We start from the raw sequence: 14,003 nt of genomic DNA on the forward strand, positions 1-14,003 counted from the left end.
GGTCAGTGGACCTCTTCCTCCTCCGGGACCACGACCTGGTCGATCATGTGCTGGATCTGCTCGGCCGGCAGGGCCACCGCCAGCGCCCAGTAGTAGACGACGAGGCTGAAGGCGGCGGTCACGCCGATGTCCCACCACAGCGGGAACCAGGGGTGCTTGAGCGGCCCGAAGTCGCTGAGGTAGACGATGAGACCCATCCCGACCAGGTAGACCGGTAGCCACTGGGCGGCACGCAGGTCCAGTTGGGGCGTGATGGGGTTCATCCTGAACACGCGGTTGGCGACCAGGATGACGTAGCCGAGGAGGATGGCGACGCCCAGCTTCCAGTCGGTGGTCCAACCCGACCACAGGATCAGCAGGTTGGCGACGATGAACGCCAGAGGTGACATCCAGCTGCCGCCCGGCAGCCGGTACGGGCGGTGGGCCTGTGGCAGCCGGTTGCGGAAGACTCCGAAGGACAGCGGAGCGCCGGCGTACATGAGCACGCTCGCGCTGGTGATGAGTCCGACGAGGGAACGCCAGCTGGGGAACGGCAGGAAGCAGACGCAGCCGGTCACGAACGCGGCGATCAGACCGACCCAGGGGACACCCCGCCGGTTGGTCGCCTCGAAGGCGGAGGGCACGTAGCCGTTGCGGCTCAGGCCGTAGGAGACCCGGGAGGAGCCGGTGATGTAGATCAGACCCGTGCCGGCGGGGGAGATCACGGCGTCCAGATACAGGATCGTGGCCAGCCAGCCGAGGCTGATGAGCGTGGCGACCTGGGCGAACGGCCCGCTCAGCGCGGTGAACGCCGAAGTGGCCCAGTGGCCGCCGATCTGGGAGGCGGGCAGCGCGGCGAGGAACACGACCTGGAGTCCGACGTAGATGAGGATGCCGAGGATGATCGAACCGATCACGGCACGCGGGATGTCCCGCTTGGGGTTGGCGCTCTCGCCGGCGAGCTGGTCGGCCTGCTCGAAACCCAGCAGCGCGAAGATGATGCCGCTGGTGGAGACGGCGGACAGGATGCCCTTGGCGCCGTACGGGTCGAAGCCGTCGGCCGCGGTGAAGTTGGCGGTGTGGAACTGGGCGACGGCGAACACGAAGATGGTCAGCAGCGGGATGCCGACCTTCCACCACGTCGCGGCGCTGTTGGTGCGGGCCAGCAGCCGGATGCTGAGGAAGTTGACCGCGGTGATGACGGCCATCAGCCCGACCGCGATCGCGATACCGGGCGGGGTCAGGACGTGTTCGCCGCTCCTGACCTTCTCCCAGCCGCTCGCCCAGGAGTAGTGCTGGGCGTAGGTGATCATCGCCAGCACCTCGATCGGCGCCACCGTGGCCGCCTGGAGCCAGGAGAACCAGCCGAAGGAGGCCCCGGCGGCGCCGCCGAACGCGTAGTGCGGGAAGCGGGCGGTGCCGCCCGACACCGGGTACATGCCGCCCAGCTCCGCATGGACCAGCGCCAGGATCAGGATCGCGACACCGCCGATGGCCCAGGAGATGATCGCCGCCGGTCCGGCCGCCGCCAACGCCCCCTGGGCGCCGAACAGCCAGCCCGATCCGATGATCGAGCCCTCGGAGGCCCAGATCAGCCCGACGAACCCGATCTCGCGCCGCAGCCCGGGTCGGTGGGTCTTCGGACCGGGCTGCGCCTCGGACACGGCCATGGCGCACACCCCCTCATATAGGGTGAATGTCATCACCATCGTGCCACGGTGACGGGCTTTTGGCTGTCATCGTGCGGGCGCGGAATTCCCAGGGGAGACGGGGCTCAGCCGGCCGTGGGCCGCGGGCCGGCCGGTGCGGCACCGCTGACCGCCGCGTCGTACAGAGCCCGGGTGGCCGCGCCGAAATAGGCGCTGTACGAGACCTGGGGTGTGTTGCCGCCCGTGTGATAGCCGCCGATCACCCCGACGACGCCCCAGCCGTCCGGCAGGGGAAGCAGCATGGGGCCGCCGCTGGTCCCGCCCACGAAGGCGTCGCACGCGATGCGCGGGAACGTGCCCGGGTCGGCCGGGTCGTCGCTGTCCCACCGGGTGGTCCAGCTCCAGCACTCCAGCGGCTTCTCGGCCCCCGCCGGATAGCCGATCATCCGCACCGGAGCGTGGTAGTAGCCGGTCCCGGTGAGCAGCCGTACGCCGCCGACCGCGTCCTGGAGCAGGGTTCCGTCCTCGTTGGGCTCGGTGACGGCGAAGGCGAAGTCGTACGCGGCCCCCGCGTGCTCGCCCAGGTCGTAGTACTCCTGGCGCACATAGACGCCGTTGGTCCGCACCGGGAAGACCCCGAAGGGCTTTTGCGTGTCGTGGTACTGAGGGACGAAGGCCAGGTGCCGCTTCGGCGAGGTGCCGGCGTACCCCTTCAGACAGTGTCCGGCGCTCAGCACCAGGTCGTGCCCGGCGCTGCGCACGACCGAGCCGCTGCAGGTGCGGCCGGTCCCGGTGGCGTCGGTCCAGAAGAAGGTGCCCGCCTGCGGGATGCCGTCGAAGCTCCGGCTCGGCGGGATGTACTCGCCCGGCTGCGGCCCGTCCACCGCGGGCGACACGGTGTGCGCCGCGGCACCGTCCTCGGCGCCCTTCAGGACGTCGGCGGGCAGGGCGGCGGCCATCCGGGCCGGGGTCCAGTAGGCGTCGAGCTGTTCGGCGACCGGGTTGGGGCCGGCCGTGCTGCTGTCGGCGGATGCCGTCGTGGTGAGTCCGGCACTGATCAGAAGGGCTGCCGCGCAGCCGGTGGCGTAACGGACGAATCTGGTGCCGAGCAACATCAGTCCCCCTCAGGGCGGCCGCAGGTGACGGCTCACCATAAGCCCGCGGCCCCGCGCGTCACAGCGCGCACGGCCGAATCCGGCTGGGCCAGGTGTCCGGTGGCCGACGGACCGTCAACTGCCGTCGGCCGTACGGGTGTACGGGCCGTGAAGAACCGCTCAGGGCGCACCGTGCAGGTGCGGGGCGTCGGTCGCCGGGCTGTCCGCGGTGGTCACGACAGCGCCCGGTGCGCGCTCTTCAGTGCGTCCCGGAAGTGGGTGACCTCCTGCGGGGTCAGGTCCTGGAGCATGCGGTGTTCGAGGTGGCGGGCCGGTTCGGCGTAGGCGGTCAGGAGGTCGCGGCCCGCCTCGGTGAGAAGGAGGATCTTCTCCCGGCGGTTGTGCGGGTTGGGCTCACGGCGGATCAGCTCGCGGGCCTCCAGGGCGCGGACCATGTCGGCCATGGACTGGGCCGTGACGAAGGAGTCCCGGGCCAACTGGGCGGCGGAGATGCCGTCGTGCCGCTCCAGCACGGTGAGGGCGGTGTACTGCAGCGCGGTGATGCCGGCCGGCCTGACCAGCTCCTCCAGCCGGGCGCGGACGACGAGTTCGGTGCGCTTGAGCAGGTAGAGGAGGGACGGGCCCGCCTCGGCAGGGCCCGCCTCCCGGGGGCCCGCTTCCCCCGTGGCTTGTGCCGTCGCGGGTTTCGTCGGTCGCGTCATGCCGTGCCTTTCCGGTGCCTTCCCCGATGCCGATCCGAGTCGCAGCGGCCAGCCTAAGCCATTGACAGGATTCCTGTCGGAAGAGAACACTGACGCGACCAACAGGATTCCTGTCGATTGTCGATCTGGTCCGGTCGATCCGGACCCCAGGGAAGAGGCGCACTCATGGAACTGCACGGCAAGGCCGCCGTCGTCACCGGTAGCGGTCGCGGGCTCGGTCTGGCCTACGCCCGGGCCCTTGCCGCGGCCGGAGCCCGCGTCGTCGTCAACGACCTCGACCCCGGCGCCGTCGACGCCGCCGTGGACGGCATCACCGCAGCGGGCGGCACCGCCGTGGGCGTCGTGGCGGCGGTGGGGGACGGCGAGGCGGCCGAGCGGCTCGTCGAGACCGCCGTGACGGAGTTCGGGCGGCTCGACGTCCTCGTCACCAACGCCGGCATCCTCCGCGACCGGGTGCTGTGGAAGATGACGGACGACGACTTCGACGCCGTCGTCACGGTGCATCTGCGCGGCACCTTCACCTGCGCGCGCGCCGCCGCGGTGCGCATGCGCGAGCAGGGCACCGGCGGCCGTATCGTCCTCATCTCCTCCCCGGCCGGCCAGCGCGGCAACTTCGGCCAGACCAACTACGCCGCCGCCAAGGCCGGCATCGTCGCGATGGCCCGCACCTGGGCCCTGGAGCTGGCCCGTGCCCGGATCACCGTCAACGCCGTCGTCCCGGTCGCGGCCACCGAGATGACCAAGACCATCCCCGCCTTCGCACCGCTCATCGAGGAGTCCGAACGCACCGGCGCCCCGCTGCCCGCCTGGCTGCGCCGGGACGAGGGCCTCGGCACCGTCGAGGACGTCGCGAGCCTGATCACCTACCTCGCGTCGGACGCCGCCGAGGACGTCACCGGGCAGGCCATCGGCATCGGCGGCGACCGGCTGGCCCTGTGGGCCCACCCCCGGGAGAAGTCCGTCGACTTCGCCGACGGCGGCTGGAGCGCCGACGCCATCGCCGAGCGCTGGCACGCCGGCGTGGGCGCCGAGCCCGAGGCCTACGGCATCCCCGCTCCCCAGGTACCGGAGGCATGACATGGGTGACAGGCACCGTGCGACGATCGATGTCGGTGCGCTGACCGCCATCGACGTCCACACCCACGCCGAGGTGTCCAAGGACGGCCACGCCTCGCTCAGCCCCGAACTCCTCGGTGCCTCCGCCGCGTACTTCAAGGCGCACGGCCACCGGCAGCCCACCGTCGAGGAGATGGCCGCCCACTACCGTGAACGCCGCATGGCCGCCGTGGTGTTCACCGTCGACGCCGAGCACGCCACCGGCCGTCCCCGCATCGCCAACGAGGAGGTCGCCGAGAGCTGCGCGGCCCACGCCGACGTCCTCGTCCCGTTCGCGAGCGTCGACCCGCACAAGGGCCGCGCCGGCGTACGGGAGGCAAGGCGCCTGGTGACGGAGTACGGGGTGCGCGGCTTCAAGTTCCACCCCAGCCTGCAGGGCTTCTCGCCCGACGACCGGATGGCCTACCCGCTGTACGAGGCCATCCAGGAACTCGGCGTACCGGCCCTGTTCCACACCGGCCAGACCGGCATCGGCGCCGGCATCCCCGGTGGCGGCGGCATCCGGCTGAAGCACTCCGATCCGATGCTGGTCGACGACGTCGCCGTGGACTTCCCCGAGCTGCGGATCATCCTCGCGCACCCGTCGTTCCCCTGGCAGGACGAGGCGCTGGCGGTCGCCACGCACAAACCGCACGTCTACATCGACCTGTCGGGCTGGTCGCCGAAGTACTTCCCGCCGCAACTCGTGCGCTACGCGAACACCCTGCTGAAGGACAAGGTGCTCTTCGGCTCCGACTACCCCGTGATCACACCTGACCGCTGGCTCGCCGACTTCGCCGCGCTCGACATCAAGCCCGAGGTCAGGCCCAGGATCCTCAAGGAGAACACCGCCCGCCTGCTCGGCCTGATCAAGGACTGAGGGAGACGCCGTGTTGAACCGAGGCATCGGCTCCTGGCCCGCCCGCCGGGCCCGCAAGACCCCGGATCGGATCGCGATCGTCCATGAGGGCGTCCACGGGGGCGTCCGCGAGGACGGCGAGATCACCTACCGGGCCCTGCACCAGCGCGTTCTGCGCCTCGCCCACGCGTTGCGATCCCTCGGGGTCACGCGCGGCGACCGCATCGCCCACCTGGGCCCCAATCATCCCGCATACCTGGAGACGCTGTTCGCGGCCGGCGTGCTCAGCGCCGTCTTCGTCCCCCTCAACACCCGCCTCGCAGCAGCGGAGTTGGCGTACCACCTCGCCGACTCCGGAAGCACGGTCCTGGTGCACGCCCCCGAACTGGGCGACACCGTCGCCGCGGCGGCGGAGACCGGGGTGCGCCACCGCATCACCCTCGGCCCGGCCGCTCCCGGCGCCCTCGGCTACGACGACCTGCTCGCCGGCGCCGCGCCCGACCCGCTGGACGAGGCCGTGGCCCCGGACGACCCCTGCATGATCATGTACACCTCGGGGACCACCGGCCGTCCCAAGGGCGCCGTCCTGACCCACGCCAACATCACCTGGAACAGCGTCAACGTCCTCGTCGACAGCGACCTGGCCGGCGACGAGGTCACCCTGGTCGTCGCCCCGCTGTTCCACACCGCCGCGCTGAACATGACGTGTCTGCCCACCCTCCTCAAGGGCGGCCGGGTCGTCCTGATGGGCGCCTTCGACGCCGAGCGGGTGCTGGAGGTGGTCGAGCGCCGGCGCGTGACGTACCTGTTCGGGGTGCCCACGATGTACGACGCCCTGGCCGCGCGTCCCCGGTGGACGACGACGGACCTGTCCAGCCTGCGCACCCTGACCTGCGGCGGCGCGCCGGTGCCCGCCCGCACCATCGACACCTACCTCGCGCGCGGGCTGGCCTTCAGCCAGGGCTACGGGATGACCGAGGCGTCCCCCGGCGTCCTCTTCCTGGACCGTGAGCAGACCTCGGCGAAGGCGGGCTCCGCGGGTGTGCCGCACTTCTTCACCGACGCGCGCGTGGCGCTCCCCGACGGCCGTGCGGCGCGGCCGGGGGAGCGGGGCGAGATCCTCGTCGACGGCCCGAACGTCATGGCCGGTTACTGGAACCGCCCGCAGGACACCGCGGCCGCCCTCACCGACGACGGCTGGCTGCGCACCGGTGACGTGGCACGCACCGACGACGACGGATATGCCTACATCGTCGACCGGGTCAAGGACATGTTCGTCTCGGGCGGCGAGAACGTGTACCCGGCCGAGGTGGAGGCCGCCCTGCTGACCCACCCCGCCGTCCGCGAGTGCGCGGTCGTCGGGGTGCCGCACGAGGTCTGGGGCGAGGTCGGCCACGCGGTCCTGGTCCTGGACCCCGGGGCCCGCGCCGACGCCGGCGAGATCCTCGCCCACGCACGGACCCTGCTGGCCAAGTACAAGATCCCGCAGACGGTGACCCTCGCCGAGAGTCTGCCCCGTACGGCCTCGGGAAAGATCGTCAAGGCTGCCGTACGGGCCTCCTACGCCCAGTCCTGATCCGACCAGTACCCAGGAAAGGCAGCACCCCCATGCCCACCGAAGCACGCGGTCTCGAAGAACTCCTCGCCCTCGCCGGCCGTGACCTCGGCCGTACCGACTGGCTGGAGATCACCCAGGAGCGCGTCGACACCTTCGCCGACGCGACCGGCGACCACCAGTGGATCCACACCGACCCGGAGCGGGCGAAGACCGGCCCCTTCGGCGGTCCCGTCGCCCACGGCTATCTCACCCTCTCCCTGATCATCCCGCTCTTCGGCGACCTGCTGCGCATCACCGGCATCTCGATGAGCGTCAACTACGGCCTGGAGAAGGTCCGTTTCCCCGGCCCGGTGCCGGTCGGCGCGAAGATCCGGCTGCACGGCGTCGTCGACTCCGTGGCGGAGGTCAAGGGCGGCGGCGTCCAGATGCTGCTGACCTTCACCGTCGAGGCCGAGGGCAGCCCCAAGCCGGTGTGTGTGGCGCAGGCGGTCTACCGGCACTACGCCTGAGGCACGGCGTCGCCGCGCAGGCCCGCGACCAGGAGTGCGACCAGACGGCGGGCGTCGTAGCGCGTGTCGCTCTCCGCGCCGACGCAGAGGTTGCCGACGCCGCGCATGAGTTGGTAGGCCGTCAGGCCCGGCCGGATCTCGCCGGCCGCGGCCGCGGCGTCGAGCAACTCGGCGCAGACCGGCAGGAGGCGGTCGAGGAAGTAGGAGTGCAGCGCCTGGAAGCCGGTGTTGTCGGACTGGAGGACGGCGGCGAGGCCGTGCTTGGTGACCAGGAAGTCCACGAAGAGGCCGATCCAGCGGCCGAGCGCGGCGTGCGGACTCCCGGCGGCCGCCAGCAGGCGCGGACCGGCCTCGGCGAGGCTCTCCACCTGGTGCCGGTAGACGGCGATGACGAGCTCCGCGCGGGTCGGGAAGTGCCGGTAGATCGTGCCGAGCCCGACCCCGGCCCGCGCCGCGATGTCACGGACCGGCGCGTCCACGCCCGAGGTGACGAACACCTGCGCCGCCGCGTCGAGCAACGTCTCCTTGTTGCGCCGGGCGTCCTTGCGCTGGGTGCCCGTGCGCCGGGCGTCCTCCGCGCGCGGGGACGGGGTCCCGCGCTCCGCGTCCTCGTGGCTGCCGTCGTTCACCGCGTCGCTCCTCCGCTGCCGGCCTGTGCGCCTGCTCGCCTTGCTAAGCGGAACCGTGTTCCGTATCGTCATTACCGGAACACGGTTCCGTTTGCTCATGGTGTCAGAGCGGCGGCCGGCAGCCAAGTCGTGCCCCGCCGCCCGGCACCCTCCCTGTTGAGGAGAACGGTCATGCAGTACCGCACCCTGGGCCGCACCGGCGTACAGGTCAGCACCCTCGCACTCGGCGCGATGAACTTCGGCGCGATGGGGCGCACCACCCAGGACGAGGTCACCGCCCTCGTCGACACCGCCCTCGATGCCGGGATCAACGTCATCGACACCGCCGACGTGTACAGCGCCGGAGAGTCGGAGGAGATGGTCGGCAAGGCCCTCGCCGGCCGCCGTGACGACATCGTGCTGGCCACGAAGGCGGCCCTGCCGATGGGCGACGAGCGCAACCACCGGGGCGGCTCGCGCCGCTGGCTGGTCACCGCGCTGGACAACAGCCTGCGCCGGCTCGGTGTGGACCACGTCGACCTCTACCAGATCCACCGCTGGGACCCGGACACCAGCGACGAGGAGACGCTGTCGGCCCTGACCGACCTGCAACGCGCGGGAAAGATCCGCTACTTCGGCTCCTCGACCTTCCCGGCGTACCGCATCGTGCAGGCCCAGTGGGCCGCCCGCGACCATCACCTGAGCCGTTACGTCACCGAACAGCCCAGCTATTCCGTCCTCCAGCGCGGCATCGAGGCCCATGTGCTGCCGGCGGCCGAGGAGTACGGGCTCGGGGTGCTGGTCTGGAGTCCGCTGGCCTCGGGCTGGCTGTCGGGCGCCGTCCGCGCGGGCCGGGACGTCAGCACCCACCGCGCGACCTTCCTGCCCCGGCGCTTCGACACCACGATCCCCGCCAACCGGGCCAGGCTGGAAGCCGTCGAGAAGCTGGTGAAGGTCGCCGACGAGGCCGGTCTGACCCTGATCCAGCTCGCGCTCGGCTTCGTCACCGCGCATCCCGCCGTGACCAGCGCCCTCGTCGGCCCGCGCATCCTGGACCACCTGCACGCCCAACTCGCCGCAGCCGACAGCGTGTTGCCGCCCGACGTGCTCGACGCCGTCGACGCGATCGTCGCCCCGGGTACCGATCTGGCCCCGGACGAGAAGTCCGACACCCCGCCCGCGCTGCTCGACCCGGCCCTGCGCCGGCGCCGCTGACCCGCAGACGACCGAAGAGGCACACTCATGACACCCACCCCCCGGCCCCGCTTCGGGATCATGACCGCGCCGATGCAGGTGACGTACGACGACGTCCTGCGGGTCTGGCGCGAGGCGGACGCCATCCCCGAGATCGAGCACGCCTGGCTGTTCGACCACCTCATGCCGATCGCCGGCGACCCGGACGGCCCGATCCTCGAAGGCTGGACCCTGCTCGCCGCCCTGGCCGCGCAGACGCGGCGGCTGCGGCTCGGCCTCCTGGTGACCAGCAACCGCTTCCGGCCGCCCGCGATGCTGGCCAAGATCGCCACGACGGTCGACGTCGTCTCCGGCGGGCGACTCGACTTCGGCATCGGCGTCGGCTCACGGCCGAACCCGCCCGAGGCCCGGCGCGAGTACCCGGCACACGGCCTGCCCTTCCAGGACACGGCGGACGCCGTCGAAAGCCTCGCCGAGGCCTGCGCGCTGATCCGCCGCCTGTGGACCGAGCCCGCACCCTTCGACTTCCACGGCACCCAGCACCGGCTCACCGGAGCCTTCGCCAACCCCAAGCCGGTCCAGCGCCCCCACCCGCCGATCCTCGTCGGCGGCCGCTCGGCCGCGACCCTCCGCGTGGTCGCCGAGCACGCCGACGCCTGGAACATCCCCGGCGGTGACATCGCCGATGCCGTCCGGCGCAGCGCCCTGCTGGACCGCGCGTGCGCCGAGATCGGCCGCGACCCGGCCACGATCACCCGCTCGATGCACCTGCCCGTCTCCTACGACCGCCCCGACAGCACCCGGGACGCGATCGCCGAGGCCCTCGACGCCGGCTTCCGGCACCTCGTCCTCGGCCTGCCGGCGCCGTACCCGGTGGGTGTCGCCCGGTGGGTCACCGACGAGGTCATCGGCGCGGTGGTCTGAGTCCGGGAGTCCTGGAGCCCGGACGTCGGCGGCGTCGGAGCGGTGGTATCGCCCGGCGCGGAGACGGTCGCGCGGGGCGACCGGCGCAGGCCGTGCCCGGCGGGCCGGACGAGGCGGGTCCGGTCGCCGGGAAGGCGGTCAGGGGCCCGTTCCCCGGCCCGCGGTCCACGCCTTCGACCAACTCGGCTCTGCCCGGCTTCTCGTCGCCGGCAGCCGGTTCGCGTAGGCACCGGCCATGTGTCACGCGAGCCCGCGCAGCATGAGGTTCCAGTAGAGGAACGGCAGCCCGTACCGCTTGAGGTACCACATGTCCCGGCGCTCGTGGGTCGTGTCGAGGAGGGGGAAGGTGGGACGGGGCCGCAGGGTGTAGTCGAACTCGGCGAGCAGCATGCGGTGCCGTGACGTGGTGATCGGGCAGGAGGAGTATCCGTCGTACGACGCGGGCGGCGCACCCGTGCCCGCGAGGCTCGCGGCGATGTTGCGGGCGACGACCGGCGCCTGCTTGCGGATCGCGGCCCCGGTCTTGGAGTTGGGCGAGGAGCCGGCGTCACCGAGAGCGAAGATCTCGGGGTGGCGCACATGGCGCATGGTGTGCTTGTCGATCTCCACGTACCCGGCGGGATCGGCGGGATCGGCCAGTGGTGTCGCCTTGAGCCAGTCCGGCGCCGACTGCGGCGGCACCGTGTGCAGCATGTCGAACCGGATCGAGTCCTCGGCGCCGGACGCGTGGTCGAGGACGACGGCGGCGCGGGCGTCCGGATCCACCTCGACGAGTTCGCTGTTCGTGCGCACCTCGATGCCGTAGCGGGCCGCGACCCGCTCCAGTTCCTTCGCGAACACGGGCACCCCGAACATGCCCGGCGTGGGCAGCACGAGCACCACCCGTATGTCCTTCAGCACCCCCTGCTCGCGCCAGTGGTCCGCGGCGAGGTAGGCGATCTTCTGCGGCGCTCCGCCGCACTTGATCGGCCCCGCCGGCATGGTGAACACGGCGGTGCCCGAGCGCATCGAGCGGATCAACTCCCAGGTCCTGGGAGCCAGTTCGTAGCTGTAGTTGCTGGAGGTGTGCGGTGCGGTGAGAGCCTCGGCCATCCCGGGCACCCGGTCCCAGTCGAGCTGGATGCCGGGGCAGACGACGAGCCGGTCGTAGCCGAGGGTCCTGCCGTCGGCGGTGCCGACCGTCCGCTGGGCGGGGTCCACGCTCTCCACGCGGCCGCGGATCCAGGAGACGCCTCGCGGCAGCACGGACCGCTGGGGGCGGGCGCTCGTCCGGGCGTCCGCCCGGCCGCCGCCGACCAGCGTCCACAGCGGCTGGTAGTAGTGCGTCGCCGACGGCTCGACGAGCCCGATGCCGCCGACCCCGCTGCGCCGCAGGCGGGCCGCGACGCTGATGCCGGCGCTTCCGCCGCCCACGATCAGGACCCTGTGGTGAGCGTCGATCGTCATGTGCGCCTTCCCTCGTTCGTCCGTGCGGGTTAATGTACGTACATTAGCTTTCCAAATGTACGTACACAAGAACGATGATCATGGTGAAGGGCATGGGTGGTGAGTGGCATGAGTGAGGAACCCACTCCCTCGGCGGGCCGGGACGGGACTCCGCTGTGGCGTCATGTGCGGGACGACCTCCGGGGCCGCCTGGCGCAAGGGGAGTTCGGCGACTCCTTCCCCGGCGAGAACGAACTCGCCGCGCGGTACGGGGTGAGCCGGCACACCATCCGCGCGGCGCTGCGCGAACTGCGTGAGGAAGGCCTGGTCACCGCCGCGCGAGGACGACGGCAGCGGCCGGTCGGCGAGGCCGGCATCGAGCAGCCCCTCGGCGCCCTCTACAGCCTGTTCGCCTCCGTCGAGGCGTCCGGGCTCGAACAGCGGAGCATCGTCCGCACCCTCGACGTCCGCGCCGACGCCCATGTGGCGGTGCGGCTGGGCATGGAGGAGTCGACACCCCTGCTGTACCTGGAACGCATCCGCCTCGCCGACGGGGAGCCGCTGGCCCACGACAAGGTGTGGCTGCTCGCCGCGGACGCCCGCGCACTGCTCGGCACCGACTTCGGCCACACGGGGCTCTACGACGAACTCGCCGACCGGTGCGGCATCCGCCTCGTCGGCGGCGAGGAGCGCATCCACGCGGTCGTCCCGACCCCCGCCGAGCGACGGCTGCTCGACCTTCCCGAGGGCGTGGCCGCGTTCTCCATCCAGCGGCTCGGCCGCACCCACGGCCGCACCGTCGAATGGCGCACCACGCTGATCCGCGCCGACCGCTTCAGCGTCCTCGCGCAGTTCGACGCCCGGGCCGGCTACCGCCTCGACCCGGCAGGGTCCCGGTTCACCCGCCCGGCCCGCAGCGGACGGCGGCTCGATGCGGTGCGGTGACGGGACGGTGCCGCGCGGCGAACCCGCGGCTGCCGCATACCGGTTGAAGGTGGGGCCGCGTGGAGGGAGTGCCTGACATGTTCTTCGTCGACACGATCGAGGTGGCCGGGCTCGGCAACCGCAGCTATCTGGCGGGCGGCCGGCGCACGGCCGTGGCCGTCGACCCGCCGCGCGACGCCGACCGGGTGCTGGCTGCCGCCGCCCGCAGGGGAGTGCGGATCTCCCATGTGGTCGAGACCCACCTCCACAACGACTACGTCACCGGCGGCCTGCAACTCGCGCGGCTCACCGGTGCCGCCTATCTCGTACCCGCCGGGGCCGGTGTGTCCTTCGCGCGCATACCCGTCCACGACGGCGACCGCACGGCCGTCGACACGGACCTCACCCTGCGGGCCCTCGCGACCCCCGGACACACCCCGCACCACACCGCCTACGTCCTGGAGGAACACGGCACGGCGGTCGCGGTGTTCACGGGCGGCTCGCTGCTGATCGGCACCGTCGGCCGCCCCGACCTGGTCGAACCCCGCCTCACCGAGCACCTGGCCCGCGCCCAGCACGCCTCCGCCCGCCGCCTCGCCGCCGAACTGCCCGACAGCACCGCCGTGTTGCCGACGCACGGCTTCGGCAGCTTCTGCTCCGCCGGCCGGGCCGAGGGGACCGAGACCACCATCGGCAAGGAGAAGGCGTCCAACGAGGCGCTCACCGAGGACGCCGACACGTTCATCCCCCGCATGCTCGCGGGACTCGACGACGTCCCCGCGTACTACGCGCACATGGGCCCCGCCAACGCCGCCGGACCGGCACCCGTCGACCTCACCCCGCCCGCCGTCGCCGACGCCCGGGAGATCGCGGCGCGGCTGGCCGCCGGGGAGTGGGTGGTCGACCTGCGCCATCGCATCGCGTTCGCCGAGGGGCACGTCGCCGGCACCTACAACGTCGAGGCCGAGGGCCAACTCGCCACCTATCTGGCCTGGTTGATCCCCTGGGGCAGGCCGGTCACGCTCCTGGCGGAGTCGCCCGAGCAACTGGCCCATGCCCAGCGTGAGCTGGTCCGCGTCGGCATCGACCGCCCGGCCGCCGCCGCCACCGGAGACCCGTCCGCCTGGACGATGGAGGGCGAGGCCCTGGCCGCCTTCCCCCGCGCCGGCTTCGCGGACCTCGCCGCACGGCACCCGGCCGAGGGCACGGTCGTCCTGGACGTCCGCCGTGACCGGGAGCGGGCCGCCGGATTCATCGAGGGCTCGGTCCACATCCCGCTGCACACGCTGCAGCGCCGCCTCGGCGAGGTGCCGGCCGGCGAGGTCTGGGTGCACTGCGCGGGCGGCATGCGTGCCGCCATCGCCGCCTCGCTGCTCGACGCGGCAGGCCGTGTCGTCGTCGCGGTCGACGACAGCTTCGACACGGCCGAGTCGACCGGGCTCCCCCTCCGCACCGCCTGAGCC

At 72.1% G+C, this 14,003-nt stretch carries 13 protein-coding genes; 8 read left to right on the top strand and 5 right to left on the bottom strand.

Features of this window, described 5'->3' with window-relative positions:
* Positions 1 to 2: 2 nt before the first annotated feature.
* The 3 genes from BIV25_RS08460 to BIV25_RS08470 form a co-directional block, all read right to left on the bottom strand.
* Positions 3 to 1,649: an APC family permease gene (locus tag BIV25_RS08460; protein WP_071371538.1), complete on the bottom strand. Its 1,647-nt coding sequence runs from the start codon at positions 1,647 to 1,649 to the stop codon at positions 3 to 5.
* 104 nt (positions 1,650 to 1,753) lie between these two features.
* On the bottom strand, positions 1,754 to 2,743 hold the full coding sequence (locus BIV25_RS08465) for a serine protease (RefSeq protein ID WP_071371539.1): 990 nt from the start codon (positions 2,741 to 2,743) through the stop codon (positions 1,754 to 1,756).
* 212 nt (positions 2,744 to 2,955) lie between these two features.
* Positions 2,956 to 3,444 carry a MarR family transcriptional regulator gene (locus BIV25_RS08470; RefSeq protein WP_079176502.1) on the bottom strand — a complete coding sequence of 163 codons (489 nt, stop codon included), beginning with the start codon at positions 3,442 to 3,444 and terminating at the stop codon, positions 2,956 to 2,958.
* Between the two features lie 165 nt (positions 3,445 to 3,609).
* Between BIV25_RS08470 and BIV25_RS08475 the strand changes: the two genes are divergently transcribed.
* From BIV25_RS08475 to BIV25_RS08490, 4 genes are read left to right on the top strand one after another with little or no spacing between them, the layout of a single operon-like run.
* Entirely contained in the window at positions 3,610 to 4,521 is a 912-nt protein-coding gene (locus tag BIV25_RS08475; protein WP_071371540.1) for an SDR family NAD(P)-dependent oxidoreductase, read from the top strand.
* Position 4,522: 1 nt separating this feature from the next.
* Entirely contained in the window at positions 4,523 to 5,419 is an 897-nt protein-coding gene (locus BIV25_RS08480) for an amidohydrolase family protein (protein ID WP_071371541.1), read from the top strand.
* A 10-nt stretch (positions 5,420 to 5,429) separates the two neighbouring features.
* Complete coding sequence (locus BIV25_RS08485) at positions 5,430 to 6,974, top strand: long-chain fatty acid--CoA ligase (protein ID WP_071371542.1); 1,545 nt, start codon at positions 5,430 to 5,432, stop codon at positions 6,972 to 6,974.
* 32 nt (positions 6,975 to 7,006) lie between these two features.
* A complete protein-coding gene (locus tag BIV25_RS08490; RefSeq protein WP_071371543.1) occupies positions 7,007 to 7,465 on the top strand; it encodes a MaoC family dehydratase in 459 nt (152 codons plus the stop codon).
* On the opposite strand, the gene BIV25_RS08495 is transcribed toward BIV25_RS08490, so the two are convergent.
* Complete coding sequence (locus BIV25_RS08495) at positions 7,456 to 8,094, bottom strand: TetR/AcrR family transcriptional regulator (RefSeq protein ID WP_071371544.1); 639 nt, start codon at positions 8,092 to 8,094, stop codon at positions 7,456 to 7,458. The two genes, BIV25_RS08490 and BIV25_RS08495, sit on opposite strands and share 10 nt — an antisense overlap.
* A gap of 171 nt (positions 8,095 to 8,265) precedes the next feature.
* On the opposite strand from BIV25_RS08495, the gene BIV25_RS08500 reads away from it, so the two are divergent.
* Together BIV25_RS08500 and BIV25_RS08505 are read left to right on the top strand one after the other, a co-directional pair.
* Positions 8,266 to 9,288 carry an aldo/keto reductase gene (locus tag BIV25_RS08500; protein ID WP_071371545.1) on the top strand — a complete coding sequence of 341 codons (1,023 nt, stop codon included), beginning with the start codon at positions 8,266 to 8,268 and terminating at the stop codon, positions 9,286 to 9,288.
* A gap of 27 nt (positions 9,289 to 9,315) precedes the next feature.
* Positions 9,316 to 10,191 carry an LLM class flavin-dependent oxidoreductase gene (locus BIV25_RS08505; protein WP_071371546.1) on the top strand — a complete coding sequence of 292 codons (876 nt, stop codon included), beginning with the start codon at positions 9,316 to 9,318 and terminating at the stop codon, positions 10,189 to 10,191.
* Between the two features lie 240 nt (positions 10,192 to 10,431).
* Here the strand turns inward: BIV25_RS08505 and BIV25_RS08510 are convergent, their stop codons facing one another.
* Complete coding sequence (locus BIV25_RS08510; RefSeq protein ID WP_071371547.1) at positions 10,432 to 11,637, bottom strand: FAD/NAD(P)-binding oxidoreductase; 1,206 nt, start codon at positions 11,635 to 11,637, stop codon at positions 10,432 to 10,434.
* A 108-nt stretch (positions 11,638 to 11,745) separates the two neighbouring features.
* On the opposite strand from BIV25_RS08510, the gene BIV25_RS08515 reads away from it, so the two are divergent.
* Together BIV25_RS08515 and BIV25_RS08520 are read left to right on the top strand one after the other, a co-directional pair.
* Entirely contained in the window at positions 11,746 to 12,561 is an 816-nt protein-coding gene (locus BIV25_RS08515; RefSeq protein WP_079176504.1) for a GntR family transcriptional regulator, read from the top strand.
* Between the two features lie 77 nt (positions 12,562 to 12,638).
* The gene (locus BIV25_RS08520) at positions 12,639 to 14,000 is read left to right on the top strand and encodes an MBL fold metallo-hydrolase (protein ID WP_071371549.1); all 1,362 of its coding nucleotides are present in this window, start codon (positions 12,639 to 12,641) and stop codon (positions 13,998 to 14,000) included.
* Positions 14,001 to 14,003 lie beyond the last annotated feature (3 nt).

Source organism: Streptomyces sp. MUSC 14 (genome assembly GCF_001866675.1).
In the GTDB taxonomy this organism is placed as follows: domain Bacteria; phylum Actinomycetota; class Actinomycetes; order Streptomycetales; family Streptomycetaceae; genus Streptomyces.

Excerpts from the sequence above, each read along its gene's own strand:
- BIV25_RS08490 (WP_071371543.1), top strand. The coding sequence starts at position 7,007 with ATGCCCACCGAAGCACGCGGTCTCGAAGAACTCCTCGCCCTCGCCGGC.
- BIV25_RS08510 (WP_071371547.1), bottom strand. The coding sequence starts at position 11,637 with ATGACGATCGACGCTCACCACAGGGTCCTGATCGTGGGCGGCGGAAGC.
- BIV25_RS08465 (WP_071371539.1), bottom strand. The coding sequence starts at position 2,743 with ATGTTGCTCGGCACCAGATTCGTCCGTTACGCCACCGGCTGCGCGGCA.
- BIV25_RS08520 (WP_071371549.1), top strand. The coding sequence starts at position 12,639 with ATGTTCTTCGTCGACACGATCGAGGTGGCCGGGCTCGGCAACCGCAGC.
- BIV25_RS08500 (WP_071371545.1), top strand. The coding sequence starts at position 8,266 with ATGCAGTACCGCACCCTGGGCCGCACCGGCGTACAGGTCAGCACCCTC.
- BIV25_RS08480 (WP_071371541.1), top strand. The coding sequence starts at position 4,523 with ATGGGTGACAGGCACCGTGCGACGATCGATGTCGGTGCGCTGACCGCC.
- BIV25_RS08515 (WP_079176504.1), top strand. The coding sequence starts at position 11,746 with ATGAGTGAGGAACCCACTCCCTCGGCGGGCCGGGACGGGACTCCGCTG.
- BIV25_RS08505 (WP_071371546.1), top strand. The coding sequence starts at position 9,316 with ATGACACCCACCCCCCGGCCCCGCTTCGGGATCATGACCGCGCCGATG.
- BIV25_RS08460 (WP_071371538.1), bottom strand. The coding sequence starts at position 1,649 with ATGGCCGTGTCCGAGGCGCAGCCCGGTCCGAAGACCCACCGACCCGGG.
- BIV25_RS08470 (WP_079176502.1), bottom strand. The coding sequence starts at position 3,444 with ATGACGCGACCGACGAAACCCGCGACGGCACAAGCCACGGGGGAAGCG.
- BIV25_RS08475 (WP_071371540.1), top strand. The coding sequence starts at position 3,610 with ATGGAACTGCACGGCAAGGCCGCCGTCGTCACCGGTAGCGGTCGCGGG.